Origin of the sequence: Methylobacterium sp. Leaf123, assembly GCF_001423405.1 — a bacterium.
Lineage (GTDB): Bacteria > Pseudomonadota > Alphaproteobacteria > Rhizobiales > Beijerinckiaceae > Methylobacterium.
Window position 1 is genome coordinate 1 of the sequence record NZ_LMNS01000008.1, and the last position, 14,020, is coordinate 14,020.

Here is a 14,020-nt window from a genome sequence, read left to right on the forward strand (position 1 = left end):
CCCGGAGGCGACCCTCGCCTCGGCCCAGGCCTTCCTCTACGCCGCCGCCGTCATGATCCTCGTCCGAAGGCTCGGGCGAGCATCATGACTTATCGGACGGACTCTGAGCGGATCAATGCCCTAGGATCGCGATCGCTCCGGCCTGCCGCAAGACCAAACTATCGCCCGGCTTCGGCTCGGGGAGCGATGAGCCCGTCATGGCAACAAACCCGAATGGGTGTGAGATTCAATCCTTGCCCAGCATCGTCCGTCCGATCGCGAACACGCGTCCGTCGCCGAGCAAATAGGCCGTGAACCCCTTCGGGAAGAGCGGCTCGAAGGCAGCGTCGCGCACGTTGAGGCCGCCGGTATAGGCGCCGAAGGCCGGCATCACGAGGCGGTGGCCGTCGCCGACGAAGCAGCGGCGACGCACGGAGCGGCCGCGCATGGTGACCTTGCCGCAGGGGTGGAGATGGCCGGCGATCTCGCCCGCCTCGGCCCCCGCCAGCGGCTCGTGACGGAGCGTCAGGCCGCCGAGGGAGACCGTCTCGCAGTAGCGCCCGCCGACGCCCTCGCTCACCGCCGCGTCGTGGTTGCCGGCGATCCAGACCCAGTCGCGGCCCTCTTGCAGCGCGGCGATCATCGCCCGGTCGCCGGGCTCCATCCGCTCGGGGCCGCGGGCATCGTGGAAGGAATCGCCGAGCGCGACCACGCAGGCCGGATCGAGCCGCTGGATCACCTCGTGCAGGCAGGCCAGGGTCTCGCGGGTGTCGTAGGGCGGCAGGAACTGGCCGGAGCGGGCGGCGAACGACGAGCCCTTCTCCAGATGGAGGTCCGACACCACCAGGGTGCGGTGTTCGGGCAGCCACAGGGCGCCGGTGCGGTCGAGGCTCAAGGCCTCGCCGGCGAGCGCAAGGTCGGTGCCCTTCACGGTCTTCTCGAGTCTCTGGCCGAGTGCCAACGTCTTTGTCCCAAGCTTCGCGGAGGAGGCGGCACGCCGCGTCAGCCGAGCGCCTCTTGCAGAAGCTCGGCTTCGGCCTCGGCCAGGATCTCGTCGGCCCCCTCCCCGTAGACCCGCTCGCGCCCGATTTCGAGCATGACGGACACGGAGAGCGGCGAGACCCGGTCGAGCGCCTTGTGGGTGATTCGCCCCCGGATACGCCTCAGCATCATGCCGAGGCGGGTCACGTCGAGGAGTCCGGTTGCCGCATCCTGTCGCGCGGCGCGCAGGAGCAAGTGGTCGGGCTGGTGGCGGCGCAGCACGTCGTAGATCAGATCGGTCGAGATCGTGACCTGCCGGCCGGTCTTCTTCTGGCCGGGAAAGCGCCGCTCGATCAGCCCGGCGATGACCGCGCATTGGCGGAAGGTGCGCTTCATCATCGCCGATTCATCGAGCCACGCTTCGAGATCGTCGCCGAGCATGTCCTCGTCGAACAGGGCCTCCATGAAGCCGGGCGAGAGCGCGGCGCGCTCGCTCAGATCCTTCGTGCACCAGATGGCGATGCCGTAATCGTTGGCGGCAAACCCGAGCGGGCGCAGCCGGGCGCGTTCCAGGCGCCGGGTCAGCAGCATGCCGAGCGTCTGGTGGGCGAGCCGCCCCTCGAACGGGAAGGCGTTGAGGTAGTGGCGCCCGGCCCGCGCAAAGGTCTCGACCAGCAGGTCGCGCTCGCCCGGCAGCACGGAGTGGCGACGCTGCTGCGCGAGGTAATCCGCGAGCTGGCGCGGCAGGCGGTCCCATTCGAACGGGTCGGCGATGATCGCCCGCACACGGGCGGCGAGGAAGGTCGAGAGCGGGAATTTCGAGCCGGCATAGGAGGGGATCGCCGGATCGGTGCCGGGCCCGGCCCGCGTGACGAGGCATTCATCCTCGGCCAGCCCCTCGAAACGCAGCACCTCGCCCGCGAACAGGAAGGTGTCGCCGACGGTGAGCGTCTCCGCGAAATCCTCCTCGATCTCGCCGAGTGTCCGCCCGCCCTTCGGCAGCACGGTGCCGGGCTTGGAGCGCAGGCTGCGCGCCATCCGCACCTTGATATGCGTCGATTCGACGATGGTGCCGATATTCATCCGATATTGCTGCGCCACCCGCGCATCGCGCACCCGCCACTTGCCGTCCGGCCCGCGCAGGATCTTGGCGAAGCGCTCGTAGGCGCGCAGCGCGTAGCCGCCGGTGGCGACGTAATCGACCACCGCCTCGAAATCCTCCCAGCTCAGGGTGGCGTAGGGCGCGGCCGAGACCACCTCGTCGTAGAGTTCGAGCGGATCGAAGGCGTCGGCGCAGGCCATGCCCAGCACGTGCTGGGCGAGCACGTCGGGAGCGCCGAGGCGGGCGTCGGGTGTGTCCTGCGCGGCCTCCTCCACCGCGTCGAGGGCGGCGCGGCATTCCAGCATCTCGAAGCGGTTGCCGGGGACGAGATAGGCCTTCGAGGGTTCGTCCATCCGGTGGTTGGCCCGGCCGATCCGCTGCATGATCCGGCTCGCGCCCTTCGGCGCGCCGAGATTGACCACGAGATCGACGTCGCCCCAATCGATGCCGAGATCGAGCGTCGCGGTGCAGACGATGGCACGCAACTGCCCCGCCGCCATCGCCGCCTCGACCCGGCGGCGCTGCGTGGCGTCGAGCGAGCCGTGATGCAGGGCGATCGGCAGGGTGTCTTCGTTGAGCCGCCACAGCTCCTGGAAGGTGTACTCGGCCTGGAGCCGGGTGTTGACGAAAACGAGCACCATGCGGTGCGCCCGGATCAGGTCGTAGATCGCCGGCATCGAGTGCCAGGCGGTGTGGCCGGCGAGCGGCAGCGTCCGGTTCACCTCCAGCATGTGCAGGTCGGGCTTGGCACCGCCCTTCACCACGACGAGCTCGGCCATCGGTGCGACGGGAATCCCTCTCCCCTCTGCGGGAGAGGGTGCCTGCGGAGCAGGCGGGTAAGGGGCTGGCTCCGCATTGTCCGGAAGCGGCGCTCCCCTCTCCCGACCCTCGCTGAAGCGAGGGCCACCCTCCCCCGCAGAGGGGGGAGGGTTTTGCGACACGAGGTACTTCCGCAGTTCGTCGGGCTCGCGGACCGTGGCCGAGAGGCCGATGGCGCGGGCCTCCGGCGCCAGCCGCCGCACGCGGGCGAGTGCGAGGGAGAGGAGATCGCCGCGCTTCGAGGTGACGAGGGCGTGCAACTCGTCGAGCACGATCGTCTTCAGCCCGGCGAAGAAGGCTTCCGCCTCGCGATGGGCGAGCAGCAGCGAGAGCTGTTCGGGCGTCGTGAGCAGGATGTCGGGCGGGCGCTGGATCTGGCGGGCGCGCTTGTGCGCTGGGGTGTCGCCGGTGCGGGTCTCGACCGTGACCGGCAGCTGCATGCCCTCGATCGGTGCATCGAGGTTGCGGGCGATATCGACCGCGAGCGCCTTGAGTGGCGAGACGTAGAGGGTGTGCAGACCCTTCGCCTTGCCGCCCTTACTGCCGTCCTTGCTGCCTTGCCGCTCGCTCAGCTCGACCAGGCTCGGCAGGAAGCCGGCCAGCGTCTTGCCCGCTCCCGTGGGGGCGACGAGCAGCGCCGAGCGTCCGCCCCGGACGGTGGCGAGCAGTTCGAGCTGATGCGGGCGGGGCGACCAGCCGCGGGTGGCGAACCACGCGGAGAAGCGCGGCGGGAGGTCTGGGGGCGCTGGCACCCGGCTCAGGTAGGACTTGAGTGGCGCAGCGTCACCGCGTCACGCCAGCGCCATCAGGAAGCGGTCGATCAGCTCCAGCGCCCGCTCGGTCAGCGCGCCGGGGTAGCGCACGAAGACGTGGCAACCGCCGGCATAGACCGCGGTGTGGCCGCCATTGTTGGCCGCCGCCCAGCGGGCCGACATGTAGAGCGTGTCGTCGAGCAGCGGATCGGCGGTGCCGACCGTGAACAGGGCCGGCGGCAGGCCCTTCAGGTCGGCGTAGAGCGGCGAGACGTCGGGCCGGCGCCGGTCGATGCCCTCGCGCACGTAGCCGTCGGCGAAGCACTTGAGGTCGGTGGTGTTGATGACGAGGCGTTCCTCGCCCCAGAGCCGTACGCTCGGGGTCAGGCCGAGATCGTAGAAGCCGGCATTGAGGTTGGCGCCGCGGAAGGCGCGGGGCAGGTTGTGCCGGTCGCGCAGGCGCAGCAGCGTCATCACCGCGAGATGCGCGCCGACGGATTCGCCGCCGATGGTCAGCGCATGAATGCCGAGTTCCGCCTTGCCGGGGCCGGCGAGCCAGAGGGCGGCGGCCTCGCAATCCTCGAGGGCGGCGGGATAGGGATGCTCCGGCGCCAGCCGGTACTCGACCGAGAGGCAGACGAAGCTGCAGGTATCGGCGATGCGCTCGAGCCAGGGATCCTGCTCGTCGGCCGCGCCCCAGACCCAGCCGCCGCGGTGGATGTGTAGGTAGGCGCCCCGCGCCTTCCCCTGCGGGCGGATCACCCGCAGCGCCAGCGGGCCGGCGGGCCCCTCGATGGTCAGGGTCTCGGCGCGCGGGCTGCGCGGCATGGCGGGAGAGGCCTGCGTGCCCGCCCGGCGGCGCGCCCGCACCTCCTCGATCGGCAGCGACCAGGGGTCGGCTTGCGCGGCGTGCGCAGCCACGATCTCGGCATTGAGCGCCTTCGTCTCGGCATCAATGGTCGCCGGGTCGAACAGAGCGTGGTCGATCATGGCCTTAATCAAGTCGCGCTGTGTGGGGTCATCGGGAGTCGGCAGGGCCGGATGCAGCCTGCCATCTTGAGCGGAACGTTCGAGGATGCCATCTGGCTGCTACCTCGAATGCGTCGAATGATGCTGCGGCGTCCCGGTTTCGCAGAAGTGTGGCGAAGCAGCAACGCCGTTGCGAGGGTGCCACGGCCCATCAAGGATATCGGCAGAATGACCGGCGATCACGACACGCGGCGCCGCGCCCCGCTCGACTCCGGCGCCTACCCGGCCGATCCGCGCATCGATCCACGCTATGGCGCGCCCCGCCGCCGCTCCGGCCTCGACCGCTTCCTCGGCGGCTCGCCCGCGGCGGTGTTCGTGAAGCTGCTGTTCCTGTCCGTGCTCGTCGGCGCGGTGATGGCGATGTTCGGCCTGACGCCGGGCCTGCTGTTCTGGCAGCTCTACGACTTCACCCGGTCGCTGATCGATCTCGGGCTCGACACGTTCCACGATTTCGGCCGCTGGATCCTCGCGGGCGCGGTGGTGGTGGTGCCGATCTGGTTGATCGCCCGCCTGCTCACCGTCTCGCGGGACCGGTGATGCCAACTCGCAGCGTCGATCCCTCCGAATCGACGCATCGGCCATCATCGTGAGGGCGTGCGACACAGCAACAGCTTAGAACTGTTCCGATTGCCTCGCCCGCGCGAACGGTTCTAAGACTCGCAGGAGAAGTAAGAAACCGCATCGAGGCGTGTCGTGCAGACCAATTTCGCCCCCGAGCAGCTCGCCGACCCCGCCATGGCGGCCTCGGAGAAGATCCTGCGCACCTGTGTGCATTGCGGATTCTGCACCGCGACCTGCCCGACCTATCTCCTGCTCGGTGACGAACTCGATTCACCGCGCGGACGCATCTACCTCATCAAGGACATGCTGGAGGGCGGCAAGCCGGCGAGCCGCGAAGTGGTCAAGCATGTCGACCGCTGCCTCTCCTGCCTGTCCTGCATGACGACCTGCCCGTCGGGGGTGCATTACATGCACCTCGTCGATCACGCCCGCACCCATATCGAGAAGACCTACGCGCGCCCGCTCTCCGACCGGCTCCTGCGCGCGGTGCTGGCCCTGGTCCTGCCCTATCCGAACCGGTTCCGGATGGCGCTGCTCGCGGCCAAGATGGGGGCGCCGTTCCGGCCGCTGGTCGCCCGTTTGCCGCGGGTCGGCAACCGGCTCGCGGCGATGCTCGACCTCGCCCCCGCGCAACTGCCGAACCGCAACCGCACCGACCGCCCCGGCACCTTCCCCGCCGATCCCTCGGCGCAGGAGATCAGCGACCTTTTCCAGACCGGTGAGGACAAGGCGCCGGCCCAGCGCCGCGGCCGGGTCGCGCTGCTGCGCGGCTGCGCCCAGAGCGTGCTGCGGCCGGATTTCAACGAGGCGGCGATCCGTCTGCTCAACCGCCACGGGGTCGAGGTGGTCCTGCCCAAGGGCGAGGGCTGCTGCGGCGCACTGACCCATCACATGGGCAAGGAGGCGAACGCCCACGGCCATGCCAAGCGCACGATCGACGCCTGGATCGCCGAGATGGACGGGCCCGGCCTCGACGCCATCGTCGTCACCGCCTCGGGCTGCGGCACGACGATCAAGGATTACGGTTTCATGTTCCGCGACGACCCGGCCTATGCCGAGAAGGCCGCGCGGGTCTCGGGCATCGCGCGGGACGTGACGGAGTACATGGCCGAGATCGGCCTGCTGCCGCCGGTGGAGGACACCGACCTCGTGGTCGCCTACCACTCCGCCTGCTCGATGCAGCACGGGCAGGCCATTCGCACCGAGCCGAAAAACCTCCTGAAGAAGGCCGGCTTCACGGTGAAGGATGTGCCCGAAGGTCACATCTGCTGCGGCTCGGCCGGCACCTACAACATTCTCCAGCCGGAGATCGCCGCCCGCCTGCGGGATCGCAAGGTCGCCAATATCGAGCGCGTCCGGCCCGACATCATCGCCACCGGCAATATCGGCTGCGCCACCCAGATCGGGAAAGGCACCGATGTTCCGATCCTGCACACGGTCGAGCTGCTCGACTGGGCGACCGGCGGACCGCGGCCGGAGGCGCTGGCGCATCTAACGGTTCGGCCGGCGCCCGTCCCGGCGCATGCCTAAGGCCAAGCTTCACTGACGCGGCCGCTATCGGTCTTCAATATGCGCGGCGGATACGCGCCACTTGAGATCAGAGGGAGACCAGAGCGACCGCTTGAAGCAGTCACTTTGGGTGCAATCGGCGTCGAGTTGGGATCAGCGCGGCTTTGTATATGGCCAAGATTGATCGTCCCGCTCTGCACAATTACGAGTCGTTCCTTCCTTGACCTCGCTGCAGGTGCGAATTAGGCCCGCAACCAGTGTCGGCCCGAGATCGTTTGCAGGCTTATGACAGAGAACCCCACAGAGTCGCCCGTCGTCCTCCTCGTCGAAGATGACGGTCTGCTGCTGATGGAAGCGTCCGATACGCTGGCGGAGGCCGGGTTCGACGTGCTCGAAGCGCACCATGCCGACAAGGCGCTCGACCTGTTGGAAGGCCGGCCCGATGTCGGGATCGTGATGACCGATGTCGACATGCCGATGGGCTCGATGGACGGCTTCGCCCTGGCCCGCCTCGTCGCCCACCGCTGGCCGGAAATCCCGGTGCTGATCGTTTCCGGCATGGGCACGCCCGGCCCCGGCGACATGCCGGACGGTGCCCGCTTCATCCCCAAGCCCTACGCGCCGACCATGCTGGTGCGCACGCTCAAGGCCTGCCTCGGGCGCGCCGCCTGAGCGCCGCCCGCAGACGTTGCGCGCATGGCCGATGCGCGCGGGAGCCAATCGCGGGTTTCGCCGCGCATCGTTTCGCGTCAGAAGGCACATGAGAGTGGCGCGCCGCCCCGCGCGCCGACAGACCGATCAGTTCAGGTCCCCGCCATGACCGCCGAGCCAAAAACCCTCCGCTTCGCCACCCAGGCGGTCCATGCGGGCGCCGCGCCCGATCCCGCCACCGGTGCGCGGGTGCAGCCGATCTATTTCACCAACGGCTTCGTCTTCGACTCTACGGAGCAGGCCGCCGACATCTTCGCGATGCGCAAGACCGGCTTCTCCTACTCGCGCGGCTCGAACCCGACGGTCGCCGCGCTGGAGCGCCGGGTCGCCGCGCTGGAGGGCGCCAAGGCGGCGGTCGCGGTCTCGTCCGGGCAATCGGCGGTGCTGCTGGTGATGATGACGCTGATGCAGACGGGCGATGCCTACGTCGCCTCGCCGCGCCTGTTCGGCGGCTCGCTCGGCCTGATGCGCCGCCTCGAAGGCCGCTACGACCTGACCCCGCACTTCGCCGCGGACCTGACGCCGGAGGCGTTCGAGGCCGCGATCACGCCGCAGACCAAGGCGATCATCTGCGAGTCGATCGTCAACCCTTGCGCCACCGTCATGGACATCGAGGGCATCGCGGCAGTCGCCAAGCGCCACGGCCTGCCGCTCGTCATCGACAACACCCTCGCCTCCCCCGCCCTGATCCGCCCGATCGAGTACGGCGCCGACATCGTCGTCCACTCGACCTCGAAGTTCCTCGGCGGTTCGGGCCAGGTGATCGGCGGCATGATCTGCGACGCCGGCACCTTCGACTGGAAGGCGCAGGGCTCGCGCTACAACCTCATCAACGATCCCTGGCCGGACTATGACGGCCTGATCGTCAGCGATCGCTTCCCCGAGATCAGCTTCGCCGTGGCTTGCCGCCTGTTCGGCCTGCGCGATCTCGGCCCCGGCCTCTCGCCGATGAACGCCTTCCTGACGCTCACCGGCATCGAGACGCTGCCGCTGCGGATGGCGCGCCACTGCTCGAACGCCAAGACGATCGCGGCCTACCTCAAGGACCATCCGGCCGTGGAGTGGGTGAGCTATCCCGCGCTCCCCGGCCAGAAGGGCGAGGCGTTGGCCAACCGCTACGTGTTGCAGGGGCCGGGCTCGATCTTCACCTTCGCCCTGAAGGGCGGCGAGCCGGCGGCCCTGCAGTTCATTGCGAACCTGGAACTGGTCTCGCACCTCGTGAATATCGGCGAGATCAAGTCGCTGGTGATCCACCCGGCCACCACGACCCATCGCCAGCTCCGCCCCGAGGAGCGCGCGGCGGCCTGCGTCGGCCCCGAGACCGTGCGTCTCTCGATCGGCCTGGAGGATCCCGAAGATCTCATCGCCGATATCGAGCAAGCGCTGGCCAAGGTCGGCGCACAGATCGGCTGAGGCCGCGATGGGACGGCGCGGGCGCATCGCTGCGGTGATCGGCGGTCTCGCCGTCCTCGGCTGCGGTGCCGTCCTCCTCGCTGATGTCTCGCAGGTCGGCCGCACCGAGCCCCCGCTGGTGGCCGAGGCCGAGCGCGCCGACCGCGTCCTCGTGGAGAAGGCGGCGCGCCGCCTGACCCTGCTGCGCGAGGGCCGTGTGCTCGCGACCTACCCCATCTCCCTCGGCTTCGCGCCGGAAGGGCACAAGGCCCGCGAAGGCGACGGACGCACGCCTGAGGGCGTCTACGCGATCGCGTTCCGCAACCCGCGCAGCGTCGCCCATCTCTCGCTCAAGGTGTCCTACCCCTCCCCGGCCGACGCGGCGGCGGCGCAGGCCGGTGGCTATTCGCCCGGTGGCGACATCATGATCCACGGACTGATGAACGGCTTCTCCTGGCTCGGCCGCCTGCACCGGCTGAAGGATTGGACCCAGGGCTGCGTCGGCGTCACCAATGCCGAGATGCGCGCGATCTACGCCCGCGTCGATGTGGGCACGCCCATCGAAATCAGGCCCTGAACGTCGTCGCTTACGCGGCCGCCACGACGGATCGACAAAAAGGATGGACACTCGGCTCAGGGGATCGGCTGTTGAGCGAGCCCATTCGGACCGATCTCGGCGCTCGAGAATTCTCGTGTTGAAACTATTCGGCGCGCATATGCTGTCTCGATAAGCATTGTAAGGTCGTTTGAATTCGGAACAACCGCCATGTCCCTTGTTTTCGGGTCAAATGAACAGAGATAATGGGCTGGTCCGACGCGGCGAGAAAATCAACACATCAATCATGTTACTCAGAAGATCACGAGAGGTCGATTTCAAAGCTGGATGATACTGATTGCAACCTCCGGCTGAACAAGTTTTGGCGAGTGGCCGTTCCGATCGGCTGAAAGCAGCTTACGCCAAATCGCGGGGCGAATCTCTTAATCCTCTCGTTAAGACATTTCATTTATCAATTTTTTGTCAGCAGACCTGAGTGATCCGTGCGCGGCGGACACTTCAGCATTTTACGCGCCCTACCCGTCCGATGCGCTTCTCTCTCAAAGCTGCTCTCATCGCCCTGTTCGGTGGGCTCACGCTCATTACGATCGGCCAGGGGCTGGTCTCCCTGATGGAGCTGTCGTCGATCCGCCGAGGTGTCGATGCGGTTGCCACCAACTGGCTTCCGTCCGTCCTCGCAGTCAACGAGATGGGGACGGCTGCAAGCCAGATGCGCCTGCGGCAGTATCGGACCGTCACGACCTCCACCGATCCCGAGACGTTGGCGACGAACCGGAGCAACTACGAGCGGGCGGTGGCCGACATGGCAGCGGCGCGCAAGCGCTACGAGCCCCTGATCTCGTCCCCGGAAGAACGTGCGCTCTACACGCAGTTTTCGGAGCTGTGGTCCCGTTACGATGAGGCGAGCCGCTGTATCATCGCGATGATGGAGCGGGGCGAGCAGCGGGAAGCCATGGCGGAACTGGTCGGGCCCGGCCTACTCTCCTTGTACAGCCAATCGAGCGACCTGATCGCCCGCGCGATCACCCTCAATCGCGACGGCTCCACACGGGACGCGTCGACCGCGGTCGGCAATGTCGAGACCGCATCGATCGTTGCGAGTGTCACGATGGCGGTCGCCGTGCTCGTCGCCCTGTTTGCGATGGCGTTCGGCTTCGTGCGGATCTCTCGGCCGATCACCGGCATCACCGGCATGATGGGCGCGCTCGCCGCCGGCGACGTCGAGACGCCGGTGCCGTACCGTCAGCGCCGGGACGAAATCGGTGCGATGGCTGCCGCCGTCCAGGTGTTCAAGGACAACCTGATCCGCACCCGCGCCCTGGAAGCCGAGACGGCGCTTGCCCGCGCTTCGGCCGAAGAGCAGCGGAAGGCCGCGATGCGGTCGATGGCCGACAGTTTCGAGGCCGCGGTCGGCGGGATCATCGGCAGCGTAACCTCGGCGGCGACCGAGTTGCAGGCGACGGCCCAGACCATGTCGGGAACCGCCGACGAGACGGCCTCGCAATCCGTCACCGTGGCCTCCGCGGCCGAGGAGGCGGCGACCAATGTGGGCACCGTCGCGGCCGCAGCGGAGGAACTCGGCGCCTCCGTCCTCGAGATCGGCCGGCAGGTGGCTAACTCGTCCGATCTCGCCCAGACCGCGGTCGGCGAGGCCGATCAGACCGCCGGGCTGGTCCAGAACCTGTCGAGCGCGGCGGCCAAGATCGGCGACGTGGTGTCGATGATCTCGACGATCGCCGGACAGACCAACCTTCTGGCGCTGAACGCCACCATCGAGGCGGCGCGTGCCGGCGAGGCCGGGCGCGGCTTCGCGGTGGTCGCGGCGGAGGTCAAGGAACTCGCCAACCAGACCGCGCGGGCGACCAGCGAGATCGCTCAGCAGATCGGCACGATCCAGAGCGCGACCGATCAGGCAGTCTCGGCCATCGGCGGCATTTCCGGCCGCATCCGCGAGATCAACAGCGTCGCGGCCGGCATCGCGGCGGCGGTCGAGGAGCAGGGCGCGGCGACGCAGGAGATCGTGCGCAACGTCGCCCAGGCCTCGACCGGGACGGCCGAGGTAACGAGTAACATTGCCGGTGTCGCCCGCGCCTCCGAGGAGACGGGCGCGGCGGCGAGCCAAGTGCTCGGCGCGGCGTCCGACTTGTCGCGCCAGTCCGAGCAGCTCTCGGCGGAGGTGAGCCGGTTCCTCGCAACCGTGCGGGCGGCCTAGAGCCGTAAGCGACCTGATTGCATCAGGCCGGCGTCTCTAAGGTTTCTGATTGATCGCGCATTCTTCCGACGAACCAGCCACCACTTCGTCGGAATGCGCTCGAGCCAGACCTGCGCCATCGGCCGGATTGGCGAATCCTGCGGAAAGAGGTCGCCTTCGGGCGGCCTCTTCCCATATGCGCCTGCCATGAGCGCCTGCGTCGAACCGAGACGCGATGAACCCTACGGGAGACCGCCATGCGCGCCTACGAGATGTCCGCCGCCGCCGGCCTCGACAGTTGGAAGAGCGCCGAGCGCCCGACCCCCGAACCGGGCCGCGGGCAGGTTCTGGTGCGGATGCGCGCCGCCTCCCTCAACTACCGCGACCTCCTGATCTGCGAGGGCCATTACCCGTTCGCGGTCAATCTCAACCGGCTGATCCCCCTCTCGGACGGGGCGGGTGAGATCGTGGCGCTCGGTGAAGGCGTGCGCCGCTTCAGCGGCGGCGAGCGGGTCGCCGGGATCTTCTCGCAGAGCTGGCTCGGCGGGGCTCAGGTGGCCGACATGTGGCAGACCGCGCTCGGCGGCGCCATTGACGGGGTGTTGACCGAGTATCAGGTGTTCGACGAGGACGGGTTGGTCACGCTGCCCGACCATCTCAGCTTCGAGGAAGGGGCGACGTTGCCCTGCGCGGCCGTGACCGCCTGGAACGCGCTCTACGGGCTCAAGCCCCTGCGGGCCGGCGAGACGGTGCTCACGCTCGGCACCGGCGGCGTTTCGATCTTCGCGATCCAGCTCGCCCACGCGGCCGGCGCGCGGGTCATCGCCACCTCATCGAGCGACGCCAAGCTGGAGAAGGCACGCGCGCTCGGCGCGCACGATACGATCAACTACCGCGCCCATCCCGATTGGGAGGGCGAGGTGCGTCGGCTGACCGGCGGAACCGGCGTCGATCACGTCGTCGAGGTCGGCGGCACCGGGACGCTCCCGCGCTCCATCGCTTCGACCCGGCCCGGCGGGCATATCGGCCTGATCGGGCTGCTGGCCCAGGGCGAGGCGATCGACCCGCTGGCGATCCTCGGCGCGAGCTGCATCGTGCGCGGCGTCGCCGTCGGCTCGCGGGAAATGTTCGAGGATATGGACCGCGCGATCGCCCTGCAGGGGATCAAGCCGGTGATCGACCGAGTCTACGGTTTGGACGAGGCGCCCGCCGCCCTCAAAGCCTTGGCCGAGGCCGCGCATGTCGGCAAGATCGTGATCCGGATCGATTGATGCTCGGGCGTCGGGGAAAGAGGCGGGTGATGCGCGCAAGGGTCGGATGGGGTCTTCTCGCGGCGCTCGTCTTGCCGGTGGCGGCGAGCGCGGCAGAGGTCACGACGGTGCGGACCCAATCCTTCCCCCGGCCGCCCTATTCCGGGGCGACCTATTACATCTACGAGCGGGCGGGCCAGACGATCTGCACCAAGCTCTCCGTCTGCAACAAGTTCGAGCAGTGCGAGACGAGCTACGTTCCCGGCGCCTTCCGGGCGGCCGAGGACACCACCGGGGAGCCCTACGGCGTGACGCCCGCGGTGCCGATCGCGCCCGCATCGCTCGCCAAGCATGTCTGCCTGACGCGGTTCGGGTTGGTGCAGCGCTAGGCCCTACGCCTCATCGGTCTTCGGGGCCTTCCGGTTCAGCGCCCGCAGCGCCCCGCGGAAGGTGCGCACATCCTGCTCGGTCATCGCCATGCGGTGGAGCATGTCGCGCATGTTGCGGGCGATGATCTCCTGCTTTTCCGGCGGGTAGAAGCCGGCGCCGGCCAGCGTCTCCTCCAGGCTCGCGAACAGCGACAGCATCGCTTCGCGGGTCGCGGGCGGTGAGAGCATCTCGCCGGAAAAGCGCAGGGTGGCGAGGCCGGCGGCGCGGCGCCACTCGTAGCCCATCAGCAGCACGGCCTGGGCGAGGTTGAGCGAGGGGAACTCGTCCGTCACCGGGAAGGTGACGATGGCGTCGGCCAGCGAGACTTCGTCGTTGCTCAAGCCCACCCGCTCGCGCCCGAACAAGAGCCCGACCCGCTCGCCGCGGCCGATCCGCTCGGCGGTCGCCGTCATGGCGTCCTCGGGCGCGAAGACCCGCTTCATCTGCCCGCGCTCGCGGGCGGTGGTGGCGAGGAGACAATGCAGGTCGGCGATGGCCTCGGCCAGGGTGGCGTAGACCGTTGCCCGATCGAGCACATGCGTCGCGCCTGAGGCCGCCTCCCGCACGCCCTTCTTCGGCCAGCCGTTCTTGGGCGCCACGAGGCGCAACTCGGACAGGCCGAAATTCGCCATGGCGCGGGCGGTCATGCCGATATTCTCGGCAAGTTGCGGCTCGACCAGGATGACGACGGGGGCGCTCATGGCCGCCCTCTCGCATGCTTCGGTCACCGCCTCAATCTGCTGTTCGCGGACGGAGACG

Annotated in this window: 12 protein-coding genes and 1 pseudogene; 9 read left to right on the plus strand and 4 right to left on the minus strand. The window is 68.6% G+C overall.

The window, feature by feature from the left end; genetic code table 11:
- Positions 1 to 88, plus strand: a pseudogene (locus tag ASF53_RS25605) (IS5/IS1182 family transposase); the annotation flags it as partial.
- 138 nt (positions 89 to 226) lie between these two features.
- Here the strand turns inward: ASF53_RS25605 and pdeM are convergent.
- The 3 genes from pdeM to ASF53_RS07805 are packed head-to-tail and all read right to left on the minus strand — an operon-like array spanning position 227 to position 4,623.
- A complete protein-coding gene (pdeM, locus tag ASF53_RS07795) occupies positions 227 to 940 on the minus strand; it encodes a ligase-associated DNA damage response endonuclease PdeM (RefSeq protein WP_056196557.1) in 714 nt (237 codons plus the stop codon).
- 41 nt (positions 941 to 981) lie between these two features.
- Complete coding sequence (locus tag ASF53_RS07800; RefSeq protein ID WP_056196560.1) at positions 982 to 3,633, minus strand: ligase-associated DNA damage response DEXH box helicase; 2,652 nt, start codon at positions 3,631 to 3,633, stop codon at positions 982 to 984.
- A 39-nt stretch (positions 3,634 to 3,672) separates the two neighbouring features.
- A complete protein-coding gene (locus tag ASF53_RS07805; RefSeq protein WP_056196563.1) occupies positions 3,673 to 4,623 on the minus strand; it encodes an alpha/beta hydrolase in 951 nt (316 codons plus the stop codon).
- Positions 4,624 to 4,830: 207 nt separating this feature from the next.
- On the opposite strand from ASF53_RS07805, the gene ASF53_RS07810 reads away from it, so the two are divergent.
- From ASF53_RS07810 to ASF53_RS07845, 8 genes are all read left to right on the plus strand, one after another.
- On the plus strand, positions 4,831 to 5,199 hold the full coding sequence (locus ASF53_RS07810) for a DUF6460 domain-containing protein (protein WP_056196567.1): 369 nt from the start codon (positions 4,831 to 4,833) through the stop codon (positions 5,197 to 5,199).
- Positions 5,200 to 5,355: 156 nt separating this feature from the next.
- Positions 5,356 to 6,753, plus strand: a complete 1,398-nt coding sequence (locus tag ASF53_RS07815) for a heterodisulfide reductase-related iron-sulfur binding cluster (RefSeq protein WP_056196570.1) — start codon at positions 5,356 to 5,358, stop codon at positions 6,751 to 6,753.
- A gap of 264 nt (positions 6,754 to 7,017) precedes the next feature.
- On the plus strand, positions 7,018 to 7,404 hold the full coding sequence (locus ASF53_RS07820) for a response regulator (RefSeq protein ID WP_056196573.1): 387 nt from the start codon (positions 7,018 to 7,020) through the stop codon (positions 7,402 to 7,404).
- A 144-nt stretch (positions 7,405 to 7,548) separates the two neighbouring features.
- Positions 7,549 to 8,856: an O-acetylhomoserine aminocarboxypropyltransferase/cysteine synthase family protein gene (locus ASF53_RS07825; protein WP_056196576.1), complete on the plus strand. Its 1,308-nt coding sequence runs from the start codon at positions 7,549 to 7,551 to the stop codon at positions 8,854 to 8,856.
- Positions 8,857 to 8,863: 7 nt separating this feature from the next.
- The gene (locus ASF53_RS07830; protein ID WP_056196579.1) at positions 8,864 to 9,412 is read left to right on the plus strand and encodes a L,D-transpeptidase family protein; all 549 of its coding nucleotides are present in this window, start codon (positions 8,864 to 8,866) and stop codon (positions 9,410 to 9,412) included.
- A gap of 505 nt (positions 9,413 to 9,917) precedes the next feature.
- On the plus strand, positions 9,918 to 11,603 hold the full coding sequence (locus ASF53_RS07835; RefSeq protein WP_056196582.1) for a methyl-accepting chemotaxis protein: 1,686 nt from the start codon (positions 9,918 to 9,920) through the stop codon (positions 11,601 to 11,603).
- A gap of 236 nt (positions 11,604 to 11,839) precedes the next feature.
- Entirely contained in the window at positions 11,840 to 12,853 is a 1,014-nt protein-coding gene (locus ASF53_RS07840; RefSeq protein WP_056196585.1) for a zinc-dependent alcohol dehydrogenase family protein, read from the plus strand.
- A gap of 29 nt (positions 12,854 to 12,882) precedes the next feature.
- On the plus strand, positions 12,883 to 13,221 hold the full coding sequence (locus ASF53_RS07845) for a hypothetical protein (protein WP_056196590.1): 339 nt from the start codon (positions 12,883 to 12,885) through the stop codon (positions 13,219 to 13,221).
- Positions 13,222 to 13,224: 3 nt separating this feature from the next.
- Here ASF53_RS07845 and ASF53_RS07850 read toward each other — a convergent pair whose 3' ends face one another.
- A complete protein-coding gene (locus tag ASF53_RS07850) occupies positions 13,225 to 13,962 on the minus strand; it encodes an RNA methyltransferase (protein ID WP_056196790.1) in 738 nt (245 codons plus the stop codon).
- Between the last annotated feature and the right edge of the window lie 58 nt (positions 13,963 to 14,020).

Excerpts from the sequence above, each read along its gene's own strand:
- ASF53_RS07810 (WP_056196567.1), top strand. The coding sequence starts at position 4,831 with ATGACCGGCGATCACGACACGCGGCGCCGCGCCCCGCTCGACTCCGGC.
- ASF53_RS07835 (WP_056196582.1), top strand. The coding sequence starts at position 9,918 with ATGCGCTTCTCTCTCAAAGCTGCTCTCATCGCCCTGTTCGGTGGGCTC.
- ASF53_RS07845 (WP_056196590.1), top strand. The coding sequence starts at position 12,883 with ATGCGCGCAAGGGTCGGATGGGGTCTTCTCGCGGCGCTCGTCTTGCCG.
- ASF53_RS07850 (WP_056196790.1), bottom strand. The coding sequence starts at position 13,962 with ATGAGCGCCCCCGTCGTCATCCTGGTCGAGCCGCAACTTGCCGAGAAT.
- ASF53_RS07840 (WP_056196585.1), top strand. The coding sequence starts at position 11,840 with ATGCGCGCCTACGAGATGTCCGCCGCCGCCGGCCTCGACAGTTGGAAG.
- ASF53_RS07825 (WP_056196576.1), top strand. The coding sequence starts at position 7,549 with ATGACCGCCGAGCCAAAAACCCTCCGCTTCGCCACCCAGGCGGTCCAT.
- ASF53_RS07820 (WP_056196573.1), top strand. The coding sequence starts at position 7,018 with ATGACAGAGAACCCCACAGAGTCGCCCGTCGTCCTCCTCGTCGAAGAT.
- ASF53_RS07830 (WP_056196579.1), top strand. The coding sequence starts at position 8,864 with ATGGGACGGCGCGGGCGCATCGCTGCGGTGATCGGCGGTCTCGCCGTC.
- ASF53_RS07805 (WP_056196563.1), bottom strand. The coding sequence starts at position 4,623 with ATGATCGACCACGCTCTGTTCGACCCGGCGACCATTGATGCCGAGACG.